The organism is Shinella fusca (assembly GCF_014203155.1).
In the GTDB taxonomy this organism is placed as follows: Bacteria; Pseudomonadota; Alphaproteobacteria; order Rhizobiales; family Rhizobiaceae; genus Shinella; species Shinella fusca.
Genome location: NZ_JACHIK010000013.1, coordinates 79712 through 102110 on the forward strand (window position 1 = coordinate 79712; position 22399 = coordinate 102110).

The window sequence follows — 22399 nt, forward strand, 5'->3', positions numbered from 1 at the left end:
AAAGCGTTCGGGTCAAGAGGTAGGGCTGAAATTAGTGGGATGCAACGTGATGCAACCATTGCGAGATTAATCATTTGTTGCAATTATAAATAATCGTTGTATCGTTTCCTGGGTGTAGGAATTGCAACCTATCGGTGATTCTGAATCCTTGGCACAACGAGGAAGCCATGAACTCGAAAACCAAGCCCGCCCCACCGCCGCATTCGACGGAAGAGAACATTGCCTATCTTCGCCAGATGCTGGGTGAATTGCGCACCGTCGCCAACAACGAGGGGGCCGACATGCTGCGCTACCTGATCGAGATGGCCTATGTGGAGGCGGGCGATATCCTCACGGGCCTGCGCCCGCTGTCAGTCCGCGGCCATCGCGACCCGGCCGTCGACGTGGCGTTCAAGGCGACCGGCAAGTTCAAGCTCTAGGAGGACGAGGTAGACGGTCGCGGCCGTTATGCCGGTATGGCGGATGATCTCGTCGATCTCGGCGGGCACCTGGCTCAGCGCCTCGGCAATCCGCTCCCGCTCGGTTTCGCTCGGCGGCAGGCGCAGGGCAGGGGGCGTCTCCTCCGCCGGTTCGTCTGCGCCCGTCCCGCGGGCGGAGAAGAGATCAGGCTCGCAGAGCGGCCGCAGGCCCTCCAGCACATCGTCCGCCGTCGTCACGATCGTCGCGCCGTCCTTGAGGAGGCCGTTCGTGCCCTCGCAGCGCGGGTCGAGCGGCGAGCCCGGCACGGCGAAGACGAGCCGGCCGAAATCCGCCGCGTTGCGCGCGGTGATCAGCGAGCCGGAGCGCACCGCCGCCTCCACCACGACGAGGCCGAGCGACATGCCGGCGATCAGCCGGTTGCGGCGGGGAAAATCCCGCGCGCGGGGTTCCCAGCCGAAGGGCATCTCGCTGACGGCAAGGCCCTGTCCTTCGGTGAGCTCGTTCAGGAGGCCGATGTTTTCCGGCGGATAGGGCTTGTCGAGCCCGCCGGCCATGGCGGCGACGGTGCCGGTGTCGAGGCTGGCGCGGTGGGCGGCCGTATCGATGCCGCGGGCAAGGCCGGAGACGATGCAATAGCCCGCCCGGCCGATCTCGCGGGCGAGCTGCCCGGTGAACTTCATGCCGGCGATGGAGGCGTTGCGCGCGCCGACGATGCCGACCGCCGGTGCGGCCGCGGCCCTGCGGTTGCCCTTCACGGCGAGAAGCGGCGGCGCGCCGTCGATCTGGCGCAGGAGCGGCGGATAGTCCGGTTCGCCGATGCCGACGAAGGCGGCGCCGTGCCGCTCGGCGATCTCCAGCTCGCGCTCCGCATCGGCCCGGCCGGCGACGCGGATGCTGCGGGACGCGCCGCCGCGGCGCGAAAGCTCCGGCAGCATCTCCAGCGCCGTCTCGGCGCTGCCGAAATGGTTGATGAGTTCGCGGAAGGTGACCGGCCCGACATTGTCGCTGCGGATGAGGCGCAGCCAGGCGATCCTCTGTCTTTCCGTCAGCGCAATGCCTCTTGTCCCTGCGCTGCGGTCGTCCATGGCTATCCCTTGCTGCCGATCCTGCTTTCGGTGCCGCTGAGGAGGCGGCCGATATTGGCGCGGTGCTTCCACCAGGTGATCACGGTGAGGACGGCAAAGAGCAGCGCGACCTTCTCGTGACCGATGAACCACAATACAACCGGAGATACGATTGTTGCAACCAGGGCGGAGAGGGACGAATAACGCGTGAGATAGGCGAGCCCGATCCACACGACGGCGAAGACGAGGACCATGACGGGCGCAAGGCCGAGCAGCACACCGACATAGGTGGCGACGCCCTTGCCGCCCTTGAAGCCGAGCCAGACGGGAAAGAGATGGCCGAGGAAGGCGGCAAAGCCCGCCGCTATGCCGGCATCGAGCCCCCAGCGCGAAGCGATGGCCGCCGCCGCCGTGCCTTTCAGCGCGTCGAGCAGGAGCGTCGCGGCGGCGAGCTTCTTGTTGCCGGTGCGCAGCACGTTCGTCGCGCCGATATTGCCCGAGCCGATCTTGCGCACGTCGCCGAGCCCGGCCATCCGCGTGAGGAGGAGGCCGAAGGGAATGGAGCCGAGGAGATAGCCGAAGGCGAGGGCGGCAAGGCTCGGCAGCGCGCCGAGCTGCCAGGTGAAGATGTCGGACATGGTCGTTCCCCCGTTCATATAGTGGCATTCGCGGCCGTGGATCCTCGGTCGAGCCCGAGGATGGCGACGGAAACGCGGTGGATGGCGGGAAGGCGAAGCACACCTTAACCTCCGTCATCCTCGGGTTCGACCCGAGGATCCACACGCTTTCCGCCAGCCGTCCCCTCAGTCCAGCGAGTGCACCCGTTCGCCGGCAACATAGGTGCTGACGGCGCGTCCCGTAAAGCGGGCATCTTCGAAGGGCGTGTTCTTCGAGCGCGAGACGAAGCGATCCTTGGTGGCAAGCCACGGCTCGTCGGGGTCGATGAGCACGATGTCGGCTTTTGCGCCCGGCGCCAGCGTGCCGGCGTCGAGGCCGAAGATCCTTGCCGGGCGTGTCGAGAGCGCATCGATGAGCCGCATCAGCGGGACCTCGCCGCTGTGATGCAGCCGGAGCGCTGCGGCCAGCATGGTCTCGAGGCCGATGGCTCCGTCCGCGGCATCGGCGAAGGGCAGGCGCTTGGTGTCGACGTCCTGCGGATCGTGCGAGGAGACGACGATGTCGATCTCGCCCCGTGCCAGCGCGTCGACCATGGCCTTGCGGTCGTCCTCGCCGCGCAGCGGCGGAGAGAGCTTGAAGAAGGTGCGGTATTCGCCGATGTCGTTCTCGTTCAGCGTCAGGTGGTTGATTGAGACGGCGCAGGTGACGTTCGCGCCGCGCTCGCGGGCGATTTTCACGGCCTCGGCCGATTCGGGCACGGAAATCTGCGCGGCGTGGTATTTGGCGCGGGTGAGGGCGGCGATGCGCAGGTCCCGTTCGAGCGGGATGAGCTCGGCTTCGCGCGGCGTGCCGGAAAGCCCGAGCCAGCTTGCCAGCAGCCCCTCGTTCATCACGCCGCCGGCGCCGAGATGCTTGTCGCGGGTTTCGAGCGCGATCACGCTGCCAAATTCGCGCGCATAGGTCATGGCGCGGCGCAGCACCTGCGCATTGTGCATCGGGTTGCGGCCGTTGGTGAAGGCGACGGCGCCGGCATCGCGCAGGAGGCCGAATTCCGTCATCTCCTCGCCCGCAAGGTGCTTGGTGAGCGCCGCTGCCGGATGGATGTTGACGACGGCCTTGTCGCGCGCCGTCTTCAGCACGAATTCGACCAGCGCCACGTCGTCGATCACCGGATCGGTGTCCGGCATCATAACGAAGGTGGTGACGCCGCCAGCCGCCGCCGCGCGCGAGGCCGATTCGATGGTCTCGCGGTGTTCCGCGCCGGGCTCGCCGACGAAGACGCGCGCATCGACGAGGCCGGGGGCGGCGATGAGGCCGCGCCCGTCGACGATTTTCGCGCCTTCCGGCGCGCCCTGGTTCTGGGCGCCGCTGCCGATGGCGGCGATCCGGCCGTTCTCGATGACGATGGAGCCGTTCTCGTCCACGTTGCGGGAGGGATCGAGGATGCGGAGGTTCTTGAGGACTTTCGTGCGGGTCATGCGCGGGGGCCCTGGTTCTGCGAGACGAGAAGCGTTTCCATCACGGCCATGCGCACGGCGACGCCCATCTCGACCTGCTGCTCGATGACGCTCTGCGGGCCGTCGGCGATCTCCGAGGCGATCTCGACGCCGCGGTTCATCGGGCCGGGATGCATGACGAGCGCATCGTCCTTGGCCGCCTTCAGCTTTTCCGCGTCGAGGCCGTAATAGTGGAAATATTCGCGCACCGAGGGCACGAAGGCGCCGGACATGCGCTCGCGCTGGAGGCGCAGCATCATCACGACGTCGGCATCCTTCAGGCCTTCCTCCATGGAATGGTAGACTTCTGCGCCCATCTGCCCGATGCCGGCGGGCAGCAGCGTCGCGGGCGCGACGACCCGCACCCGCGCGCCCATGGCGTTGAGCAGGAGGATGTTCGAGCGGGCGACGCGCGAATGCAGCACGTCGCCGCAGATGGCGACGATGATGCGCGAGAGCTTGCCCTTGGCGCGGCGGATAGTCAGCGCGTCGAGGAGGGCCTGCGTCGGATGCTCGTGCTGGCCGTCGCCGGCGTTCACCACCGCGCAGGAGACCTTTTGCGCCAGAAGCGCGGCGGCCCCGGCGGAGGAATGGCGCACCACCAGCACGTCCGGGTGCATGGCGTTCAGCGTCATCGCCGTGTCGATCAGCGTCTCGCCCTTCTTCACCGAGGAATTGCCGACCGACATGTTCATCACGTCGGCGCCGAGGCGTTTGCCGGCCAGTTCGAAGGAGGATTGCGTGCGGGTGGAGGCCTCGAAGAACAGGTTGATCTGCGTCAGGCCGCGCAGGGTGGAGGTTTTCTTTTCCCGCTGGCGGGAGATCTTGACCGCCTCGTCGGCGCGGTCGAGCAGGACGGTGATGTCCTGCTCGGTCAGACCCTTGATGCCGAGAAGGTGGCGATGCGGAAAGAAGTCCATGGGGCTCCGCCTCAACTGTCGTGGATACGCGCGGTCTATAGAGCCTCGATCCGGTCGCGGCAAGGCGAAGAGGGCGGGCGCTCGCGCATTCCCACGCTTTTGTGCGCGCAACGGTGCATGGCGCCGCAACGCCCCGTTTCGCCGGCCCGCGACTTGGGATAGAACCCGCTCATGACTCGCGACACCGAACAGAAACTCGCCGATCTCAACCAGCCGCCGCTCTGGTCGGGCATCAATGCCTATCGCTCCGACCCGCTCTTGGTCGACGCCACCGACGCCATGCCGAAGGCCTTGCGCGACGAGTTCGACGCGATCGGCCGCTACGTGACCTCGCCGGAGGCGCAGGAGCTTGCCCGCATGGCCAATGTCGGCGTGCCGCAGCTTCGCACGCACGGGGCCCGCGGCGAGCGGCTCGATGTCGTGGACTTCCATCCCGCCTGGCACGCGCTGATGCGCCGCTCCATGGCGAGCGGCCTGCATTCCTCGCTCTGGGAGAACGTGCCGGACGAGCAGGGCAGGGCGCACAAGGCGCGCGCCGTGCGCTTCTATCTCACCGCCCAGCTCGAATGCGGGCATCTGTGTCCGCTGACGATGACGAGCGCCTCCGTCGCCGCGCTTTCCGCCTCGCCGCAGGTGCAGCGCGAATGGGGCCGCAAGATCCTCTCGCGCAAATACGACAGCGCCAACAAGCCCGCCATGCAGAAGAGCGCCGTCACGCTCGGCATGGGGATGACGGAAAAGCAGGGCGGCACGGATGTGCGCGCCAACACCTCGACCGCCGAGCGCGTCGGCGAGGGCATCTATCGCCTCACCGGCCACAAGTGGTTCATGTCCGCGCCGATGAGCGACGGCTTCGTCATGCTGGCGCAGACGCGCGAGGGCCTCGGCTGCTTCCTCGTGCCGCGCCTGCTGGAGGACGGCTCGACCAACGGCCTTCGCTTCCAGCGCCTCAAGGACAAGGTCGGCAACCGCTCGAACGCCTCTTCGGAAGTCGAGTTCTCCGATACGTTCGGCTTCCTGCTCGGCGCGCCGGACGCCGGTATCCGCACCATCCTCGACATGGTGACGCTGACGCGGCTCGACTGCGCGCTCGCCTCCTCGGGCATCATGCGCGCCTCGCTGGCCGAGGCGGTGCACCACACCCGCGGCCGCAGCGTCTTCGGCAAGCCGCTTGTCGCCCAGCCGATCATGACGCGCGTTCTCGCCGACATGGCGCTCGACGTCGCCGGTGCGACGGCGCTTTCCTTCCGCCTTGCCGAGGCCTTCGACAAGGCCCGCGACAGTGCGGAAGACGCCGCCTATGCCCGCATCATGACGCCGGTGACGAAATACTGGTGCTGCAAGATCGCCCCCGCGCTGATCTACGAGGCGATGGAGTGCATCGGCGGCAGCGGCTATGTCGAGGAACGCCCCATCGCCCGGCATTACCGCGAGGCGCCGGTCAACGCGATCTGGGAAGGTTCCGGCAATGTCATGGCGCTCGACCTGATGCGCGTCATCGCCCGGGGCCGGGACCTGTTCGAAATGCTCTTCGCCGGCCTTGCCCGCGACCTCGGCTCGGCCGGCCGCAAGACGGTGGAGGTGCTGCGCGCCTGCCTCTCGCTCTGCGAGCGCGACGAGGGCGCGGCCCGCATGCTGGTCGAGCAGTTGGCTCTTGCCGCCGCCGCCGCCGAGCTCTACCGCGCCGGCGCCGGGCGCGTCGCCGATGCGTTCCTGGAAACGCGCCTCGCCTCCGGCTGGCGCTCGACCTACGGCATGCTCGATTCGCGCTTCGATTCGGCCTATATCGTCGACCTGCTCTATCCGCCGGCCAGATAGGCCGTCGCCGCCAGCACCACCGGAATGGTGAAGAACGACGCGACGGTCTGGAGCGTTGCGACCGCGGCATAGAGCGGCGCATCGCCCCCCATCTGCTTTGCCAGCACATAGCCGTTCATCGCCGTCGGCACGCTCGCGCCCATGGCGATGGTGAGGAGCTGTTCGCCGCGAATGCCGAGAACATAGGCCGAAACGGTCATGATGAGCGGCATGAAGAGGAGCTTCAGGACGACGGGCAGCAGCGCGAGCGGGCGCGGCTTCAGCGCGTCGGCGAGCTTGAGGCCCGCCCCGACCATCAGGAGGCCGAGGCTGAGGGACGTGTGGCCGACGAGCTCCGCCGCTTCCATCAGCGGATGGTAGATCGGGATTTTCAGGAGGTTGACCGCAACGCCCGCCACCGAGCCGATGATCATCGGGTTGGTGGCGATCTTCTTTGCGAAGATGCCAAGGCTGCGCGTGCCGCCGCCGAACCAGACCAGCATGCCGATATTGTAGAGGTTGATCGGAATGATGATCAGCGTCGCGATCAGCGCGACGAGGGCAAGGCTCTGCGCGCCGTAGAGCTTTTCGGCGATGGCGAGCGCGATGAAGGCGTTCCAGCGCGTCGAGGTCTGGAAGACCGAGGTGAAGGCTGGCCCGGAGACGCCTGCGGCGTTGAAGAGCGGCCAGCAAAGCGTGAGGAGGAGGGCGATGAGGCTCAGCGAGCCGATCGATTCGACCGCAAGGCCGCCGACCGCCATGCCGGAGAATTCCGCCTCGGCGAGCGTGACGAAGAGGAGCGCCGGGAACAGCACGTAGAAGCCGAGCTGCTCGAGCCCGCCCCACATGTCGCGGTCGATCGCCCGCCAGCGCTTGAGAAGCGCCCCCAGCACGACGAGCAGGAAGACGGGGAGAATGCTTTCGAAGATGGCGAGCATGGAACCGGATCGGCTGAAAAAGGGTTGTCGCTCATTCCATGCCCGCAAGCGCATGGCAAGGGCATCGGGCGATGCGGCCATGTGGAAATTAACCTTAACGACGGGTTTGCGTTGCGCGAAGAGGGTTAACGGGCAAAGGTGATGTTTACCTGGTGTTAACCATGTGAAGCGAGTGCTGAGTATGGCCAGAACGGCCCGCATATCGGTCATGACGACCCTGTTTTCCTTCGCGGCGGTGGATATCGTCGTGCCGCTCCTCGTGCTTGTCGCGGGCGTCGCGGTGAGCGAGATGATCTTCGCCGCTGCCGACCTCCTCGCGTTGAAGGGGAGGGCGGCATGAAGTGGTTCCTGATCTTCTGGGCGGGGCCCATCGCGCTTCTGGGAAGCTGGTACGGGCTTTCCTACTACGACATGAATTTCGGCATCTTCATGCTGACGCGCGATGCGCACGACCTGGTGTTCCAGATCTACGGCCATATCCTCGGCATTCCGCCGGAGGACCTGCCGCCGCTGGTGATGCGCGCCATCGTCTTCGACAGCTTCCTGGTCTTCGCGCTGCTCGCCTTCCGCCGCCGCAGGCAGATCCGGGCCTGGTGGCAGGCCCGCCGTCAGTCCGCGCCGGCAGCCCTTGCCAGCGACGAGAGCCTGTCCAGCGCCCCCTGAAGGATGAAGGAGGCGGCGGCCGAGTCGATGCGCTCGGCCCGCTTCTTGCGCGAGACGTCCATCTCGATCAGCGTGCGCTCCGCCGCCACCGTCGAAAGCCGCTCGTCCCAGAAGACGAAGGGAATGTCGGTCTTGTCCGCCATGGAGCGCACGAAGGCGCGCGTCGCCTGGACGCGCGGACCTGCGCTGCCGTCCATGTTCATCGGCAGGCCGATGACGAAGGCGGCGACCTTCTCCTTCGCCGCGAAGGCGAGCAGCACTTCGGCGTCCTGCGTGAACTTCACGCGTTTGAGCACCGGGCGCGGCGTTGCCAGCCGCCGGCCGAGATCGGAGACGGAAAGGCCGATCGTCTTGGTGCCGAGGTCGAGGCCGGCGACCGGCTGGCCGGTGGCAAGGGTCTCTGCCAGTTCTTCGAGGGTCAGCGTCGCCATTTGAAGTTCCTCAGCGCTTGCGCACGAATTCCGTCCGCAGCACCAGGCCCTTGATGGCTTCGTGCCGGCAGTCGATCTCTTCCGGATTGTCGGTGAGGCGGATCGACCTGATCACCGTGCCCTGTTTCAGCGTCTGCCCGGCGCCCTTGACCTTGAGGTCCTTGATTAGCACGACCGAATCGCCGTCGGAAAGCACGGTGCCGCTGGCGTCGCGCACGACGTTCTGCGCGGCCTTCTCGGCCGCGATCTCCGAGGCCGGGCGCCATTCGCCGGTCGCTTCGTCATAGATATAGTCATCGTCGCTCATGGCGGGTTCCCTTCGATACGTTCAAGCCCACGCTTATAACGATCCGGCGGCGGATGGAAACGGCCTTCGCCGGGACTATATTGCGTGGCGAATCCAAACGGGAGAACAGACATGAAAATCACCTGGCTCGGCCACTCCGCCTTCCGCATCGAAACGGCGAAGGCGAAAATCCTGATCGACCCGTTCTTCACCGGCAATCCCGCCTTCGACGAGGCGACCCGCAAGGACGCCGTCGCCGGCCTCACCCATATCCTGCTGACGCACGGCCATGGCGACCATGTCGGCGATACGATCGCGATCGCGAAGGAGACCGGCGCGACGGTGCTGGCGAACGCCGACCTTGCCGCCTGGCTCGGTGCGAAGGGTGTGGAGAAGATCGACATGGGCAATACCGGCGGCACGGTGCATTTCGACGGCTTCTCCACCACATTCGTCAACGCGCTGCATTCCTCCGCGCAGATCACCGAGGACGGCGTCTCCCATTCGCTCGGCAACGCCAACGGCCTCGTCCTGCATTTCGAGGACGAGCCGACGCTCTACCACATGGGCGACACGGACATCTTTTCCGACATGGCGCTGATCAACGAGTTGCACCGGCCGGAAATCGGCCTCGTGCCGATCGGCGACCGCTTCACGATGGGCGGGGCCGTCGCCGCGCTCGCCTGCCAGCGCTTCCTCGACTTCGACACCGTCCTTCCCTGCCACTACGGCTCCTTCGGCATCATCGACCAGACGGCCGACCTCTTCGTGCAGGCCATGGACGGCGCCTCCACGAAGATCGAGGTGCCGGAGCCCGGCGGCTCGGTGTCGCGCTGAAGGTGCCGTCCCTCATCCGGCCTGCCGGCCACCTTCTCCCCGCAGGCGGGGCGAAGGGGACCTGTTGCGTCCCTTTCCCCAACCAATACCCGTTAGCAAGGCACGTTCCCTCTCCCCGCTTGCGGGGAGAGGGTTAGGGTGAGGGGCCAGTTTGCCCGCATTCCCCGTTGCGCCCCTTGGGCTTGGTCAGTATAGCGAAGGGGAAATTTCCCATCGGAGACCGTCCATGTCCGTAGATATAGCAACCGTGAAGCGCGTCGCGCGCCTTGCCCGCATCGCCGTCAGCGAGGAAGAGGCAAACCGCATGACGGGCGAGCTGAACGGCATCCTCGGCTTCGTCGAGCAGCTTTCCGAGGTGAATGTCGAAGGCGTCGAGCCGATGACCTCCGTCACGCCCATGGAGATGCGGAAGCGCGAGGACGTCGTCAACGACGGCAACAAGGCCGACGACATCGTCGCCAACGCGCCGGCCTCCGACCGCAACTTCTTCCAGGTTCCGAAGGTCGTCGAGTAACGCCCCTTAGCCGCCAGAGCCTCCGCTTCCGAAAGTAGTTCTTCCATGACCGACCTCACCCGCCTCACCATTGCCGAAGCCCGCGAGAAACTCTCCGCCGGGGAGATCAAGGCCGTCGAGCTGACGGACGCGTATCTTTCCGCGATCGAAGCGGCGAACCCGGCGATCAACGCCTATGTCGCCGTCACGCCGGAAAAGGCGCGGGAGATGGCGAAAGCCTCCGACGACCGCATCGCCGCCGGCAGGGCAGGCAGCCTGGAAGGCATTCCGCTCGGCATCAAGGACCTCTTCGCCACCGAGGGCGTCCACACGCAGGCGGCAAGCCACATCCTCGACGGCTTCAAGCCGCGCTACGAATCGACCGTCACGCAGAATCTGTGGAACGACGGCGCCGTCATGCTCGGCAAGCTGAACATGGACGAGTTCGCCATGGGCTCCTCCAACGAGACCTCCTATTACGGCGCGGTCAAGAACCCGTGGCGCGCCAAGGGCTCCAACGCCGACCTCGTGCCGGGCGGCTCCTCGGGCGGCTCGGCCGCCGCCGTCGCCGCGTTCCTGTGCGCGGGTGCGACCGCAACGGATACCGGCGGCTCGATCCGCCAGCCGGCCGCCTTCACCGGCACCGTCGGCATCAAGCCGACCTATGGCCGCTGCTCGCGCTGGGGCGTCGTCGCCTTCGCCTCCTCGCTGGACCAGGCCGGCCCCATCGCCCGCGACGTGCGCGACGCGGCGATCCTCCTCAAATCCATGGCCAGCGTCGACGCCAAGGACACGACCTCCGTGGACCTGCCGGTGCCGGATTACGAAGCCTCGCTCGGCCAGTCGCTGAAGGGCATGCGCATCGGCATTCCGCGCGAATACCGCGTCGACGGCATGCCGGAGGAGATCGAGGCGCTCTGGCAGCAGGGCATCGCCTGGCTGAAGGATGCCGGCGCCGACGTCATCGACATCTCCCTGCCGCACACGAAATACGCCCTTCCGGCCTATTACATCGTCGCCCCGGCCGAAGCCTCCTCGAACCTTGCCCGCTACGACGGCGTGCGCTACGGCCTGCGCGTCGACGGCAAGGACATCATCGACATGTATGAGAAGACCCGCGCCGCCGGCTTCGGCACCGAGGTCAAGCGCCGCATCATGATCGGCACCTATGTGCTCTCGGCCGGCTACTACGACGCCTATTACCTGCAGGCGCAGAAGGTGCGCACGCTCATCAAGCGCGACTTCGAGCTCGCCTTCAACGCCGGCGTCGACGCCATCCTGACGCCGGCCACGCCGTCGTCGGCCTTCGGCATCGCCGACGAGGACCTCGCCTCCGATCCGGTGAAGATGTACCTCAACGACATCTTCACGGTGACGGTGAACATGGCGGGCCTGCCGGGCCTTTCCGTCCCCGCCGGCCTCGACCACAAGGGCCTGCCGCTCGGCCTCCAGCTCATCGGCAAGCCCTTCGAGGAGGAAACCCTCTTCAAGACGGCCCATGTCATAGAGAAGGCCGCCGGCCGCTTCTCGCCGACCAAGTGGTGGTAGTCTCGACAGGGGGGGGCTGTCAGGGCCGCCCCACATCTTTCGTGCGAATTTTGGTGGATTTTACTTTTCCGCTCTGCTAGGCGCGGGGAAACATCTATCAGGTCCAACTGTGCCACCCAAACGCTTGTCGATCGTCGCCCCGACCTACAATGAATCTGGAAACGTCGTTCCTTTCATCGAGCGCGTGAAATCGACGCTTGAAGCCTTTGATTGGGAAATATTGTTTGTGGACGACAACTCCGCGGACGGAACTGCGCAAAAAGCATTCGATTACGCAAAAGAGGATGCCCGCGTGAGGACGATCATCCGACTGGAGGATCGCGGTCTTGCAAAATCGAGTATCCAGGGAATGCTATCCGCTCGCGGCGATCTGATTTGCGTCATGGATGTCGACGGTCAGCACGATCCGGCAGTTCTTGTCGAAATGGTCACTCGCATGGAGCAGGATAACCTCGAGATCGTAAGCGCTGCACGCCGTCTCGATGCCCAACAGCCGCTTGAAGGGCTCTCGCCGCTTCGCCACAGGCTGTCGACTTTTGGTAACTGGCTGAGCGGCTTCGTTCTTGGGCGTAAGCTTGCGGATCCTCTCACTGGCTTTTTCCTCATACGTCGCCGCAGTTTTCTCGATGTGGCCCCGCATTTGGGAGATCCAGGCTTCAAGTTGCTCTTGGATATATTGTATTCCAACAAGAACTTGCGTCATGGCGAAGTGCCGTTTGACTTCGGCAAGCGGCTTCACGGCGAATCCAAGCTCGATATCTATGTTGTATGGAAGTTCATAACCTTCCTGTTGAGCAAGCTAACGGGGGGCTTCCTGCCCGTTAATCTCATATCATTTCTGTTCGTTGGCGGTTCGGGCGTCTTTGTTCACTTTGCGGTGCTTTACACCGCGTTGGCGATGTCGGCGCCGTTTATGGTTGCGCAATCGATGGCGACCCTGGTGGCCGCCACTAGTAACTTCCTTCTCAACAATCTTCTGACGTTCCAAGATAGAAGGTTGCGGGGAGCGCGAAAATTCTGGGGCTATTTGAAGTTTCTGGCTGTTTCCGCGGTCGGGATTGTCGCCAATGTCTCAGCCGCCACGTTGGCCTATGAGCGGCTGGTCCATGTGGTGTTTTTTGCTACGCTTGCCGGTATCGCCATTGATACGGTTTGGAAATTCGTGATAGCAAATCGGTTTATCTGGAAATGAATGCTTCAGTCTCGGCAACTCCAGACACCATCGCGCCGAAGGGCAAGGTAATTGCGTCGTTGTGGATGCTGCTGGCTGCTTCCGTTTGCGTGCTGTTGCTTCGCAAATTGGTTCATCAGTCTTTTTTCTTTGACGGGGGCATATACGCCTCTTTGGCGAGGAACCTCGCGGAAGGCACCGGCTCTGCTTGGAGACTGCACTTTTCGAACACTCTCTTTGCCGTCTTTTCGGAGCATCCGCCACTTATGATGTGGCTTGAATCTCTGGGGTTCATGGTTTTCGGTGATACGATTGCGGTCGAAAAAAGCTTTTCTCTACTGACGTTCGCAGTTTCGGGAATGCTTCTGTTCAAGATCTGGACCCGATTGCATGATGGCGACCCGCTCATGCAGCGCGCCGCGCCGCTCGCGCTTTTCATGACGCTTGTGGCGGGGCGCGTGAACTGGGGATTTGCCAATGGAATGCTGGAGAATCTGCTCACAGTTTTTACCCTGTGCGCCATCCTTCTCGTCGTCACGGCCTATGATGCACGTCTGAATGCTTCTGCAATAAGGCGGATGGCTCTCGTCTTCGGTGCCGGCGTGGCGATTGTGCTCGCGCTTTTGACGAAGGGGCCTGTCGGCCTGTTTCCGTGGGCGGCGCCGATGCTTTACTGGATGGCGCTTCGCCGACCGGCATTTAGTGCCGTTGTCTTGGATAGCATCATCATTGCTGGCGTTATCGTGCTGTTCTTCCTGCTGCTTTGGTCTTTTGATGAATCCCGGGAAGCTTCGCAGCGCTATCTATCTGCTCAATTGCTGTCCAGCCTGGTTGGAGAACGCGGATACAATGGTGGCGGCTTGGCCGCCTTCCGAAAAATCCTACTTGGCAATGGCTATTCGCTTTTGATTCTGGCATTGGTCTTTGCAGCAGGGAGCCTCTGGCGGAGGGCGAGTATCGATCCAGCTTTGCGCCGTGATCGATTACAGCGGTCGGTGTTCCTGCTGTTGGTAGGATGTTCGGCGTCTCTTCCAATAGCCATCAGTCCGCGCGTCGCGAATTTTTACTTCAACCCCTCCCTTCCGTATTTTTCTGCCGGTTTGTGCGCATTGTGCGCACCCGTTCTGATGGAAGGCCTCGGAAAACTTCGGGAGAAGGGGCAAAGCCGCTTGTGGATGGCGTCGATCGGCGCGCTCGCTTTAGGCGTTGTCGTCGTCGGCGTGAACGTGGGTCGCCTCGGCGTGGATCGGCAGACCATCATGACTGCACGCAAGATTGTTGACGTGGTCTGCAGTGGTGCGATGCCGTGCGATGAAACGATCAGTGCTTGCGGTAAGGTGTTGGAGGACTGGGCTCTGCACACCTATATGCAGCGGTACTACAAGATCAGCATCGCGGATACATCGACCGAGATTGCGAAGTACCTTGTATCGGACGACAGTTGCGGGCCTTATCCCGTTTATACTGACACTGGAACAGACATCTCTCCATACCGTTTGCTTCGACACTGATTGTCACCGGGATCCAACCGGAGGACAATTACAAACGGAGCGGCACCGACCGCTTGGTTAAGGTTCTTGATGCTTTGGTGGCTGCATGATCACCGTTCGCAATGCCCTTGAAGAGGATGTGCCGGGCCTGATCGAGATCGGCGTGCGTGCCTGGGAACAGGCCGTGACGGGCGCCGTCGACCTCCAGATGCGGCGCGAGCATGCGCGCAACGCCTTCCAGCAGTTCCTTGCCAACCATTGGCTGCGCGTCACCCTCGCCGAGGCGGACGGCGTTCCCGCCGGCTGGGCTTCCCGCGAGGCGCTGGACGACGAGATCACCGATCTCTGGGTCGATCCGCCACGGCAGCGCAAGGGGCTCGGCGCCGCGCTCCTTGCCGCGATGGAAGCGGAGATCGTCGCGGCCGGCTTCGAGGCCGCGCGGCTCCAGACCCATGCGCGCAATTCTGCCGCCGTCGGCTTCTTCCAGAAGCACGGCTATTCGGTGAGCTGGCTTTCCGTCGATTATTCCCCGCGCCTCGACCGCGACGTCGAATCGATCGGCCTCCACCGGCAGCTCGTCGCTGACGAGCCGGTCGGCTACGGGCCGGGTGGGTTTTGAGGAGAGGCGGCCTTCGCCGCCCCTCCCGGCTGCCTAGCGGTTGTTCAACTGCGAGCGCACCAGTTCCAGCCCGCGCTGGGTGATGCGATAGGGCCTGCCGCCGGAGGAGGCGATGCACCGCCGGCGTTTCAGCTTGCGGAAGAGCTCGATGTCGAGCCCGCCGGCCCGCCAGCCCTCGCGGGTGACGCAGGTCACGGCCACGATCGTTTTCGTTTCGTCTTTTTCGATGTCGATCCTGCCGCCCTGGGCGAGCAGGTGGAGAATGCGCTGTTCGGCGCGGGAAATGTCCATTGTCTTGAGAATCCGTCCGGCGTTCGGATGAACGCGAAAAAACGTTCCGCCGCCCTGAGGGCGGCAGGCTCATCGTTTTTCCGACCCTGCGCGCAAAGCGTTGCGGGCAGGGTCCTCAGCAGGTCTCGGACGAGTTGGACATCAAAACTCCATTTGCGGATATCCCGGGATAACCGGGAGAGCCGGGAAGGTCAATGCGACGGCCAGATCAGCGAATGGTGCAGGAACACCGCTGTCTTCACGCCATTGGCCGAGGCGAGCGAGATGTTGGCCGCGCCGAGCGCGATGTCGCCGGCGGCATAGAGGCCGGGCAGGGAGGTCTGGCCCGTGTCGTCGGTTGCAAGGATGCTGCCGACCGGCGTTTCCTTCAGCTTCAGGCCGCGCTCGGCGGGAATGTCGCTGCGCACGCGCGCCTCGGGCATCACGAAGAGCGCCTTCACCAGCGTCGGGATGCCGGGGCCCGTCTCGACGGAGAGCATGCCGTCCGGCCCGTCGGCAATGGCGGTGACGCGGCCGGGCCGGAGCCTGACCTTTCGGGCGGCGAGTACGGCAAGCGCCTCCTCGTCCGGCTCCGGCACCATGTTGGTGAAAAGCGTGACGTCGCCCCAGTCGGCGACCACGGCGGCAAAGCGGGCCGCTTCGGCGGTGCGGGCCAGCACCCCGACGGGGCCGCCGCCCACCTCGTAGCCGTGGCAGTAGGGGCAATGCAGCACCGTCCTGCCCCAGCGCTCTGCAAGGCCGGGAATATCGGGCAGCCGGTCCTCGAAGCCGGTGGCGAGCAGCACGCGCCGCCCCTCGATCCGTCCGCCGTCGCCGGTGACGACGGAAAAGCCGTCCCTTTCGCCGTCCAGCCGCTCGGCCGGTGCATCGCGGAAGGTGACGGTATCGTAGGCGTAAAGCTGCCGGCGGGCTTCCGCGAGGATATCGCGTCCCGGCCTGCCGTCCTGCGCGAGGAAGCCGTGCGAACGGGCGGCGAAGCGGTTGCGCGGCTCGCCGGTGTCGAGAACGGTGATGCGCCGGCGGGCGCGGGCAAGCTGCAGGGCGGCGGAAAGGCCGGCAAAGCCCCCGCCGATGATGATGGCATCTTCGGTCATGGTAGATCCTTTCTGTAGAGCGTGCGGCATCGTTCGCCCGGCAGGTGCCGGCCGTTCGATGCAGGTCTTGGGAATTGGTCGCCGCTAGCCGGTATCGGCCCGGCAGTGTTGCGCCGCCATCCGGAAATCGGCGGCAAGGTCGGCAAGCGTCGTGGCGGCGAAGCGCGCCATCAGGATCGCCTCGGCATCCTTCAGGGCATCGCCGATCACCCGGTTGACGGATTGCTCGACCGCGCAGCCCGGCATCTCCGTCGCCGGGCCGATCTGGAAGACGATAGGCTCTCCGAGCGCATTGTAGATGTCGAGCAACGAGATGTCGGCGAGCGGCCGGGCAAAGTGCCAGCCGCCGCCATGCCCGCGGCCGGACTGCACGATGCCGGCATCGCGAAGCCCGGCCATGGTGCGCCGAACGACGACGGCATTGGTGTCGAGGCAGAAGGCGAGGTCTTCCGAGGTCATCGGCGCCTCGCGCTCGGCCATGTGCATGAGTGCATGGAGGACGGCGGAAAGTCGGCTGTTTCTCTTCATGTAACAATAATAGTTACGAATTCGCCCGCATGTCAACACGCGCCGGCAAGAGGCCGCTCAGCCGGCACGCAGCATATCGAGCAGGGTGGGGCCGAAGATCAGCGCCGCCGGCACGAGCGCGGCGTGCAGAACGAGGATCGCCATCAGTTGCGTGCGGAATGGCTCCTTGCGCGTCTTGTGCCGTAGCAGGCGTTGCGCGGCGAAGGCGCCGAGACTGCCGCCGAGGAAGGCGAACTGCAGCAGCCGTGCCTCGGAAACGCGCCAGTGGCCGTCCCGCGCCGCTTCCTTGTCCCACCAGTAGAGGCAGAACGTGACGACGTTGAAGAGGAGGAAGATGACGAAAAGCGTTGCTGTCGTGCCCATGGCGCGCTTTATAGCCGGTCAACCTTGCGGCTTGGCTAACGAGGGTCGGCGGCACCCGCTGAAAACCTTGCGCCGCCTGCCCATATGTTCTACCGAGACAGCACCGAAGACACCACAAAAAGAGCCTGCAATGACCCTCGTCGACGTCCGCACCCCCGATCCGAAACGCTTGATCCCCGGCGCCACCGGCGACTGGGAAGTCATCATCGGCATGGAGGTGCATGCGCAGGTCCTGTCCAATTCCAAGCTCTTCTCCGGCGCCTCCACCGAGTTCGGCAAGGCGCCGAACGCCAATGTCTCGCTTGTCGATGCCGCCATGCCCGGCATGCTGCCGGTCATCAACATCGAGTGCGTCCGGCAGGCGGTGCGCACGGGCCTCGGCCTCAAAGCCCAGATCAACCACCGCTCGATCTTCGACCGCAAGAACTACTTCTATCCGGACCTGCCGCAGGGCTACCAGATCTCGCAGTTCAAGGACCCGATCGTCGGCGAGGGCAAGATCGTCATCTCGCTCGGCCCGGATCGCCAGGGCAATTTCGAGGATATCGAGATCGGCATCGAGCGCCTGCACCTCGAGCAGGACGCCGGCAAGTCGATGCACGACCAGCATCCGACCATGTCCTATGTCGACCTCAACCGCTCGGGCGTGGCGCTGATGGAGATCGTCTCCAAGCCGGACATGCGCTCTTCGGACGAGGCCAAGGCCTATATGACGAAGCTGCGCTCCATCGTGCGCTACCTCGGCACCTGCGACGGCAACATGGACGAGGGCTCCATGCGCGCCGACGTCAACGTCTCGGTACGCCGTCCGGGCGAGCCCTTCGGCACGCGCTGCGAGATCAAGAACGTCAACTCCATCCGCTTCATCGGCCAGGCCATCGAATATGAGGCCCGCCGCCAGATCGGCATTCTGGAAGACGGCGGTTCCATCGACCAGGAAACCCGCCTCTTCGATCCGGGCAAGGGCGAGACGCGCTCCATGCGCTCCAAGGAAGACGCGCACGACTACCGCTATTTCCCCGATCCGGACCTCTTGCCGCTCGAATTCGACAACGCCTTCGTCGCCTCGCTTCTCGCCGACCTGCCGGAACTGCCGGACGACAAGAAGCTGCGCTTCGTCAAGGATCTCGGCCTTTCGGTCTATGACGCCTCGGTGCTCGTCTCGGAAAAGGCGATCGCCGATTATTACGAGGCCGTCGCCGCCGGCCGCGACGGCAAGATTGCCGCCAACTGGGTCATCAACGACCTGCTCGGCGCCTTGAACAAGGACGGCAAAGCCATTGAAGAGACTCCGGTTTCGCCCGACCAGCTCGGCGGCATCATCGATCTCATCAAGGACGGCACCATCTCCGGCAAGATCGCCAAGGACCTCTTCGAGATCGTCTGGAACGAGGGCGGTAACCCGGCGGAGATCGTCGAGGCGCGCGGCATGAAGCAGGTGACCGATACCGGCGCCATCGAGAAGGCCGTGGACGAGATCATCGCCGCGAACCCCGACCAGGTCGAGAAGGTCAAGGCCAAGCCCACGCTTGCCGGCTGGTTCGTCGGCCAGGTGATGAAGGCGACGGGCGGCAAGGCCAACCCGCAGGCCGTGCAGGCCCTCGTCAAGGCCAAGCTCGGCATCGAGGAGTAACCCGGTGTTTTTTGTCCGTACTGCCTCGGAGCGTGATCTGGCGAAGGTCAGCGCGCTTCTGGCCGAGACGTGGCACGCGACCTATGACGGCCTCTACGGCGCGGACAAGGTGAGCGAGATCACGGCGCGCTGGCATTCCGTGCCGGCGCTGAAGGCCCGGCTGGAGCGGAAAGACAGCGAGTTCGTCGTCGCCGACAACGGCAGGGAGTTCGCCGGCATGGGCTATGTCGCCATGGCGAAGGACCGGCCGAAGACGGCGCTGCTGCACCAGCTCTACGTGCTGCCGCGCTACCAGCGGCAGGGCATCGGCCGCGACATGTTCGCCGAGCTCGAGACCTGTTTTCCCGATGCCAATGCCATGCTGCTGGAGGTCGATCCGCGCAACGAAGCGGCGGTCGCCTTCTATCTGGCGCACGGCTTTGCCAAGGTCGGCGAGGCCAGGCACACGGCGGACGACGTTTCCGGCGTGCCGCTGCACGTCTACGAGAAGCCGCTCGGCAGCTGAAAAGCGGCGAAAAGCCCCATGCGAAGGCGCGGGAATCGCTGGACATTCCGGCCCCGCCGCGCCATAAGCGGAAGAAAATATCAGTCTCGGGCCGCGCTTCCGGCATGGCCCTGCCAAGGACGCCAGCCCATGAACCTTCTCAAGCAGATCTTCACCTGGTGGAACGGTCAGACGATCGGCACCCGCTTTCACACCTGGCGCTTCGGCACCCGGGTCGGACAGGATGAGTTCGGCAACGTCTATTATCAGGGCGGCAAGGATTCCGAGGGGCGCACGCGCCGCTGGGTGATCTACAATGGTTACGCCGAAGCCTCGGCCATTCCGGCCGGCTGGCACGGCTGGATGCACCACCGCACCGACGTTTCCCCGGCCGACGAGGATTACAAGGCGCGCGAGTGGGAACAGCCGCACCGCAAGAACCCCACCGGCACCGCCCAGGCCTATCGCCCGCCGGGCTCGATTGCCGCTGCCGGCGAGCGTCCGCGCGTGACGGGCGACTACGATGCCTGGACGCCGGGCAACTGACACCGATTTGGCCACATTTCGCCGGTAGCTCCGAACGGGCCGGCAAAGGCCGGCGCGGAGCGCAGGAGACGGCATCGATGACAATCGGCTTTTCGACGGCAAGGGCAGGGCGGCGGCTTCTTTCGGTCGCGCTCGCAATGGCGGCTGCCGGCATCGCCATGGCGCCCATGCCCTCCAAGGCCGCGCGCATCGAAAATCCCGTCGCCACCTTTTCCGGCATCGACAAGATCACCGGCCGCATCACCAGCTTCGATGTCTATATCGGCGAGACCGTGCAGTTCGGCGCGCTGCAGGTGACGCCGAAGGTCTGCTACAGCCGCGACGATACCGAGGCGCAGAAGATCACCTCCTTCGTCGAGGTTGACGAGATCACGCTCGACCGCAAGATCCGCCGCATCTTCACCGGCTGGATGTTCGCCGACAGCCCCGGCCTCAACGCCGTGGAGCACCCCGTCTACGACGTGTGGCTGACCGAGTGCAAGGCGAAGTCCGACGTCCCGCCGCCGGATGATTCTCAGGCGAAGGCCGAGTAAGGTTCCGTGACGCGTGGATCCTCGGGTCGAGCCCGAGGATGACGGAGGGGAGGAGGTTTCCTTCCGTCGACTGGCGCGGCATAGGCCACGCTGCTTTTATCGCAATTCTCTCTTCTTGCGTCATCCTCGGGCTTGACCCGAGGATCCACGGCACGACCGTCAGAACGGCAAATGCGGCGAGGCCAGCGCGCCCGCCAGCATGTCCTCGTACTCGATCTTCGGCACGTCGATCGCCCCGAACGTCTTCAGGTGCTCGGTGGTGAACTGCGTGTCGAGCAGGCGGAAGCCGCGTTCCTTCAGCCGTTCCACCAGATGGACGAGGCAGATCTTGGAGGCGTCCGTGCGCCGGGAGAACATGCTCTCGCCGAAGAAGGCAGCGCCCAGCGAGACGCCGTAGAGGCCACCGACGAGCGTGTCGCCCTCCCAAGCCTCGACGGAGTGCGCATGGCCCATGCGGTGGAGCGTGCCGTAGAGCGACTTGATCTTCGCGTTGATCCAGGTCGACGGCCGGTCCGGCGCGGCCTCGGCGCAGGCGGCCACCACCGCGTCGAAGGCGGTGTCGAAACGGATGTCGAAAGGTTTCCTGCGGATCGTCCTGGCGAGGCTGCGCGAGACGTGGAAGCCATCGAGCGGGATGACGCCCCGCATGTCCGGCTCGACCCAGAAAAGCTCCGGGTCGTCCGCCGAATCGGCCATCGGGAAGAGGCCGATGGAATAGGCGCGCAGGAGGAGTTCCGGGGTGATCTCCGGGTGCCTGCTGCGCCGCCCTGCCATGACCGGCGCCCTCTCAGGCGTCGGTCTTGCTGGCCAGGTAGTTTTCCAGCCAGTGGATGTCGTAGTCGCCGTTGGCGATGTCCTGGTTGCCGATGAGGTCCTGGAACAGCGGCAGCGTCGTCTTGATGCCGTCGATGACGAACTCGTCGAGCACGCGGCGCAGGCGCATCATGCATTCGACGCGGGTGCGCCCGTGCACGATGAGTTTGCCGATCAGGCTGTCGTAGTAGGGCGGGATGCGATAGCCCTGATAGGCGCCCGAATCGACGCGCACGCCAAGGCCGCCCGGCGCATGGAAATGCGTGATCGTGCCCGGCGAGGGAACGAAGGTGCGCGGGTCCTCGGCGTTGATGCGGCACTCGATGGCATGGCCCGAGAAGACGATGTCCTTCTGCTCCACGGAGAGGCCGGCGCCGGAGGCGACGCGGATCTGCTCGTGCACGAGGTCGATGCCGGTGATGGCCTCGGTGATCGGATGCTCCACCTGCAGGCGCGTGTTCATCTCGATGAAATAGAACTCGCCGTTCTCGTAGAGGAACTCCACCGTGCCGGCGCCGCGGTATTTCAGCTTCTTCATGGCGTCGGCGCAGATCTGGCCGATCTTCATGCGCTGCTCGACATTGAGGGCCGGGGAATTGGCTTCTTCCCAGACCTTCTGGTGGCGGCGCTGCAGCGAGCAGTCGCGCTCGCCGAGGTGCACCGCGTTGCCCATGCCGTCGCCGACGACCTGGATTTCGATGTGGCGCGGCTTGCCGAGGTACTTTTCCATGTAGACGGCGTCGTTGCCGAAGGCGGCGAGCGCTTCGGAACGGGCGGTCGAGACGGCTTCGTCGAGGTCGGCTTCGGTCCTTGCGACCTTCATGCCGCGCCCGCCGCCGCCGGCGGTGGCCTTGATGAGCACGGGGAAGCCGATCTTGCGGGCGACTTCCAGCGCGTTCTCCGGCTTCACCTCGCCGTCGGAGCCCGGAACGACGGGGATGCCGAGTTCCTGCGCCGTCTGCTTGGCGGTGATCTTGTCGCCCATGATGCGGATGTGCTCCGCCGTCGGCCCGATGAAGGTGATGCCGTGCGCGTCGAGAATTTCCGCGAACTTGGCGTTCTCCGACAGGAAGCCGTAGCCCGGATGCACGGCGTCGGCGCCGGTGATCTCGCAGGCGGCGACGATCTGGTGGATGTTGAGGTAGCTTTCGCGCGAGGGCGGCGGGCCGATGCACACGCTCTCGTCGGCAAGGCGCACATGCATGGCATCGGCATCGGCCGTCGAATGCACGGCGACCGTGGCGATGCCCAGCTCCTTGCAGGCCCGAAGGACCCGAAGGGCGATTTCGCCGCGGTTGGCAATGAGGACTTTGGAGATCATGG

At 64.9% G+C, this 22399-nt stretch carries 27 protein-coding genes; 14 read left to right on the forward strand and 13 right to left on the reverse strand.

The features are described 5' to 3' along the window. Window positions 1–167: 167 nt before the first annotated feature. On the forward strand, window positions 168–419 hold the full coding sequence (locus tag HNQ66_RS17345; RefSeq protein WP_184145429.1) for a hypothetical protein: 252 nt from the start codon (window positions 168–170) through the stop codon (window positions 417–419). Here the strand turns inward: HNQ66_RS17345 and dprA are convergent. From dprA to HNQ66_RS17365, 4 genes are all read right to left on the reverse strand, one after another. Continuing rightward, window positions 351–1505 carry a DNA-processing protein DprA gene (dprA, locus tag HNQ66_RS17350; RefSeq protein ID WP_184145430.1) on the reverse strand — a complete coding sequence of 385 codons (1155 nt, stop codon included), beginning with the start codon at window positions 1503–1505 and terminating at the stop codon, window positions 351–353. The two genes, HNQ66_RS17345 and dprA, sit on opposite strands and share 69 nt — an antisense overlap. A gap of 2 nt (window positions 1506–1507) precedes the next feature. Further along, window positions 1508–2122 carry a glycerol-3-phosphate 1-O-acyltransferase PlsY gene (gene plsY / locus HNQ66_RS17355; RefSeq protein ID WP_184145431.1) on the reverse strand — a complete coding sequence of 205 codons (615 nt, stop codon included), beginning with the start codon at window positions 2120–2122 and terminating at the stop codon, window positions 1508–1510. A gap of 165 nt (window positions 2123–2287) precedes the next feature. Next, window positions 2288–3580: a dihydroorotase gene (locus HNQ66_RS17360; RefSeq protein WP_184145432.1), complete on the reverse strand. Its 1293-nt coding sequence runs from the start codon at window positions 3578–3580 to the stop codon at window positions 2288–2290. Then, the gene (locus HNQ66_RS17365; protein ID WP_184145433.1) at window positions 3577–4518 is read right to left on the reverse strand and encodes an aspartate carbamoyltransferase catalytic subunit; all 942 of its coding nucleotides are present in this window, start codon (window positions 4516–4518) and stop codon (window positions 3577–3579) included. The genes HNQ66_RS17360 and HNQ66_RS17365 overlap by 4 nt, the downstream gene beginning before the upstream one ends. A gap of 171 nt (window positions 4519–4689) precedes the next feature. Here HNQ66_RS17365 and HNQ66_RS17370 point away from each other — a divergent pair, with 171 nt between their 5' ends. Then, window positions 4690–6336, forward strand: coding sequence for an acyl-CoA dehydrogenase family protein (locus HNQ66_RS17370; RefSeq protein ID WP_184145434.1), 1647 nt, complete (start codon window positions 4690–4692; stop codon window positions 6334–6336). On the opposite strand, the gene HNQ66_RS17375 is transcribed toward HNQ66_RS17370, so the two are convergent. Continuing rightward, complete coding sequence (locus tag HNQ66_RS17375; protein WP_184145435.1) at window positions 6318–7253, reverse strand: AEC family transporter; 936 nt, start codon at window positions 7251–7253, stop codon at window positions 6318–6320. The two genes, HNQ66_RS17370 and HNQ66_RS17375, sit on opposite strands and share 19 nt — an antisense overlap. 208 nt (window positions 7254–7461) lie before the next feature. Here HNQ66_RS17375 and HNQ66_RS23725 point away from each other — a divergent pair, with 208 nt between their 5' ends. Together HNQ66_RS23725 and HNQ66_RS17380 are read left to right on the forward strand one after the other, a co-directional pair. Further along, window positions 7462–7593, forward strand: a complete 132-nt coding sequence (locus HNQ66_RS23725) for a hypothetical protein (RefSeq protein WP_281396990.1) — start codon at window positions 7462–7464, stop codon at window positions 7591–7593. Next, on the forward strand, window positions 7590–7916 hold the full coding sequence (locus HNQ66_RS17380) for a DUF6105 family protein (protein ID WP_184145436.1): 327 nt from the start codon (window positions 7590–7592) through the stop codon (window positions 7914–7916). Before HNQ66_RS23725 ends, HNQ66_RS17380 begins: the two co-directional genes overlap by 4 nt. On the opposite strand, the gene ruvX is transcribed toward HNQ66_RS17380, so the two are convergent. Then, window positions 7862–8347 carry a Holliday junction resolvase RuvX gene (gene ruvX / locus HNQ66_RS17385; protein ID WP_184145437.1) on the reverse strand — a complete coding sequence of 162 codons (486 nt, stop codon included), beginning with the start codon at window positions 8345–8347 and terminating at the stop codon, window positions 7862–7864. The genes HNQ66_RS17380 and ruvX overlap by 55 nt on opposite strands. 10 nt (window positions 8348–8357) lie before the next feature. Then, window positions 8358–8654, reverse strand: coding sequence for an alkylphosphonate utilization protein (locus tag HNQ66_RS17390; RefSeq protein WP_184145438.1), 297 nt, complete (start codon window positions 8652–8654; stop codon window positions 8358–8360). Between the two features lie 111 nt (window positions 8655–8765). Here HNQ66_RS17390 and HNQ66_RS17395 point away from each other — a divergent pair, with 111 nt between their 5' ends. From HNQ66_RS17395 to HNQ66_RS17420, 6 genes are all read left to right on the forward strand, one after another. Then, on the forward strand, window positions 8766–9470 hold the full coding sequence (locus tag HNQ66_RS17395; protein ID WP_184145439.1) for a metal-dependent hydrolase: 705 nt from the start codon (window positions 8766–8768) through the stop codon (window positions 9468–9470). A 226-nt stretch (window positions 9471–9696) separates the two neighbouring features. Further along, window positions 9697–9984, forward strand: coding sequence for an Asp-tRNA(Asn)/Glu-tRNA(Gln) amidotransferase subunit GatC (gatC, locus tag HNQ66_RS17400; RefSeq protein WP_184145440.1), 288 nt, complete (start codon window positions 9697–9699; stop codon window positions 9982–9984). A 45-nt stretch (window positions 9985–10029) separates the two neighbouring features. Then, on the forward strand, window positions 10030–11511 hold the full coding sequence (gatA, locus tag HNQ66_RS17405) for an Asp-tRNA(Asn)/Glu-tRNA(Gln) amidotransferase subunit GatA (protein WP_184145441.1): 1482 nt from the start codon (window positions 10030–10032) through the stop codon (window positions 11509–11511). Between the two features lie 124 nt (window positions 11512–11635). Next, entirely contained in the window at window positions 11636–12703 is a 1068-nt protein-coding gene (locus HNQ66_RS17410) for a glycosyltransferase (protein WP_246434336.1), read from the forward strand. Further along, the gene (locus HNQ66_RS17415; RefSeq protein ID WP_184145443.1) at window positions 12664–14193 is read left to right on the forward strand and encodes an ArnT family glycosyltransferase; all 1530 of its coding nucleotides are present in this window, start codon (window positions 12664–12666) and stop codon (window positions 14191–14193) included. Before HNQ66_RS17410 ends, HNQ66_RS17415 begins: the two co-directional genes overlap by 40 nt. Window positions 14194–14278: 85 nt before the next feature. Further along, on the forward strand, window positions 14279–14791 hold the full coding sequence (locus HNQ66_RS17420) for a GNAT family N-acetyltransferase (RefSeq protein ID WP_184145444.1): 513 nt from the start codon (window positions 14279–14281) through the stop codon (window positions 14789–14791). A gap of 33 nt (window positions 14792–14824) precedes the next feature. On the opposite strand, the gene HNQ66_RS17425 is transcribed toward HNQ66_RS17420, so the two are convergent. From HNQ66_RS17425 to HNQ66_RS17440, 4 genes are all read right to left on the reverse strand, one after another. Further along, the gene (locus HNQ66_RS17425) at window positions 14825–15082 is read right to left on the reverse strand and encodes a YjhX family toxin (protein WP_184145445.1); all 258 of its coding nucleotides are present in this window, start codon (window positions 15080–15082) and stop codon (window positions 14825–14827) included. A 191-nt stretch (window positions 15083–15273) separates the two neighbouring features. Beyond that, complete coding sequence (locus tag HNQ66_RS17430; RefSeq protein ID WP_184145446.1) at window positions 15274–16176, reverse strand: NAD(P)/FAD-dependent oxidoreductase; 903 nt, start codon at window positions 16174–16176, stop codon at window positions 15274–15276. 84 nt (window positions 16177–16260) lie between these two features. After that, window positions 16261–16704 (reverse strand): Rrf2 family transcriptional regulator, encoded by a 444-nt coding sequence (locus tag HNQ66_RS17435; protein WP_184145447.1) that lies wholly within the window; start codon window positions 16702–16704, stop codon window positions 16261–16263. A 57-nt stretch (window positions 16705–16761) separates the two neighbouring features. After that, entirely contained in the window at window positions 16762–17067 is a 306-nt protein-coding gene (locus tag HNQ66_RS17440) for a DUF1294 domain-containing protein (protein WP_184145448.1), read from the reverse strand. Window positions 17068–17197: 130 nt separating this feature from the next. Between HNQ66_RS17440 and gatB the strand changes: the two genes are divergently transcribed. From gatB to HNQ66_RS17460, 4 genes are all read left to right on the forward strand, one after another. Then, a complete protein-coding gene (gene gatB / locus HNQ66_RS17445; RefSeq protein WP_184145449.1) occupies window positions 17198–18700 on the forward strand; it encodes an Asp-tRNA(Asn)/Glu-tRNA(Gln) amidotransferase subunit GatB in 1503 nt (500 codons plus the stop codon). 4 nt (window positions 18701–18704) lie between these two features. Further along, window positions 18705–19205: a GNAT family N-acetyltransferase gene (locus HNQ66_RS17450; protein WP_184145450.1), complete on the forward strand. Its 501-nt coding sequence runs from the start codon at window positions 18705–18707 to the stop codon at window positions 19203–19205. 129 nt (window positions 19206–19334) lie between these two features. Further along, complete coding sequence (locus HNQ66_RS17455) at window positions 19335–19730, forward strand: NADH:ubiquinone oxidoreductase subunit NDUFA12 (RefSeq protein WP_184145451.1); 396 nt, start codon at window positions 19335–19337, stop codon at window positions 19728–19730. 137 nt (window positions 19731–19867) lie between these two features. Next, window positions 19868–20263 carry a DUF2155 domain-containing protein gene (locus tag HNQ66_RS17460; protein WP_246434339.1) on the forward strand — a complete coding sequence of 132 codons (396 nt, stop codon included), beginning with the start codon at window positions 19868–19870 and terminating at the stop codon, window positions 20261–20263. Between the two features lie 159 nt (window positions 20264–20422). Here the strand turns inward: HNQ66_RS17460 and aat are convergent, their stop codons facing one another. Together aat and accC are read right to left on the reverse strand one after the other, a co-directional pair. Then, the gene (gene aat, locus HNQ66_RS17465) at window positions 20423–21037 is read right to left on the reverse strand and encodes a leucyl/phenylalanyl-tRNA--protein transferase (RefSeq protein ID WP_184145453.1); all 615 of its coding nucleotides are present in this window, start codon (window positions 21035–21037) and stop codon (window positions 20423–20425) included. A 13-nt stretch (window positions 21038–21050) separates the two neighbouring features. After that, entirely contained in the window at window positions 21051–22397 is a 1347-nt protein-coding gene (gene accC / locus HNQ66_RS17470; protein WP_184145454.1) for an acetyl-CoA carboxylase biotin carboxylase subunit, read from the reverse strand. Window positions 22398–22399: the final 2 nt, after the last annotated feature.

Coding starts and splice junctions, on each gene's coding strand:
- HNQ66_RS17345 (WP_184145429.1), top strand. CDS start 168: ATGAACTCGAAAACCAAGCCCGCCCCACCGCCGCATTCGACGGAAGAG.
- dprA (WP_184145430.1), bottom strand. CDS start 1,505: ATGGACGACCGCAGCGCAGGGACAAGAGGCATTGCGCTGACGGAAAGA.
- plsY (WP_184145431.1), bottom strand. CDS start 2,122: ATGTCCGACATCTTCACCTGGCAGCTCGGCGCGCTGCCGAGCCTTGCC.
- HNQ66_RS17360 (WP_184145432.1), bottom strand. CDS start 3,580: ATGACCCGCACGAAAGTCCTCAAGAACCTCCGCATCCTCGATCCCTCC.
- HNQ66_RS17365 (WP_184145433.1), bottom strand. CDS start 4,518: ATGGACTTCTTTCCGCATCGCCACCTTCTCGGCATCAAGGGTCTGACC.
- HNQ66_RS17370 (WP_184145434.1), top strand. CDS start 4,690: ATGACTCGCGACACCGAACAGAAACTCGCCGATCTCAACCAGCCGCCG.
- HNQ66_RS17375 (WP_184145435.1), bottom strand. CDS start 7,253: ATGCTCGCCATCTTCGAAAGCATTCTCCCCGTCTTCCTGCTCGTCGTG.
- HNQ66_RS23725 (WP_281396990.1), top strand. CDS start 7,462: ATGACGACCCTGTTTTCCTTCGCGGCGGTGGATATCGTCGTGCCGCTC.
- HNQ66_RS17380 (WP_184145436.1), top strand. CDS start 7,590: ATGAAGTGGTTCCTGATCTTCTGGGCGGGGCCCATCGCGCTTCTGGGA.
- ruvX (WP_184145437.1), bottom strand. CDS start 8,347: ATGGCGACGCTGACCCTCGAAGAACTGGCAGAGACCCTTGCCACCGGC.
- HNQ66_RS17390 (WP_184145438.1), bottom strand. CDS start 8,654: ATGAGCGACGATGACTATATCTATGACGAAGCGACCGGCGAATGGCGC.
- HNQ66_RS17395 (WP_184145439.1), top strand. CDS start 8,766: ATGAAAATCACCTGGCTCGGCCACTCCGCCTTCCGCATCGAAACGGCG.
- gatC (WP_184145440.1), top strand. CDS start 9,697: ATGTCCGTAGATATAGCAACCGTGAAGCGCGTCGCGCGCCTTGCCCGC.
- gatA (WP_184145441.1), top strand. CDS start 10,030: ATGACCGACCTCACCCGCCTCACCATTGCCGAAGCCCGCGAGAAACTC.
- HNQ66_RS17420 (WP_184145444.1), top strand. CDS start 14,279: ATGATCACCGTTCGCAATGCCCTTGAAGAGGATGTGCCGGGCCTGATC.
- HNQ66_RS17425 (WP_184145445.1), bottom strand. CDS start 15,082: ATGGACATTTCCCGCGCCGAACAGCGCATTCTCCACCTGCTCGCCCAG.
- HNQ66_RS17430 (WP_184145446.1), bottom strand. CDS start 16,176: ATGACCGAAGATGCCATCATCATCGGCGGGGGCTTTGCCGGCCTTTCC.
- HNQ66_RS17435 (WP_184145447.1), bottom strand. CDS start 16,704: ATGAAGAGAAACAGCCGACTTTCCGCCGTCCTCCATGCACTCATGCAC.
- HNQ66_RS17440 (WP_184145448.1), bottom strand. CDS start 17,067: ATGGGCACGACAGCAACGCTTTTCGTCATCTTCCTCCTCTTCAACGTC.
- gatB (WP_184145449.1), top strand. CDS start 17,198: ATGACCCTCGTCGACGTCCGCACCCCCGATCCGAAACGCTTGATCCCC.
- HNQ66_RS17455 (WP_184145451.1), top strand. CDS start 19,335: ATGAACCTTCTCAAGCAGATCTTCACCTGGTGGAACGGTCAGACGATC.
- HNQ66_RS17460 (WP_246434339.1), top strand. CDS start 19,868: ATGGCGGCTGCCGGCATCGCCATGGCGCCCATGCCCTCCAAGGCCGCG.
- aat (WP_184145453.1), bottom strand. CDS start 21,037: ATGGCAGGGCGGCGCAGCAGGCACCCGGAGATCACCCCGGAACTCCTC.
- accC (WP_184145454.1), bottom strand. CDS start 22,397: ATGATCTCCAAAGTCCTCATTGCCAACCGCGGCGAAATCGCCCTTCGG.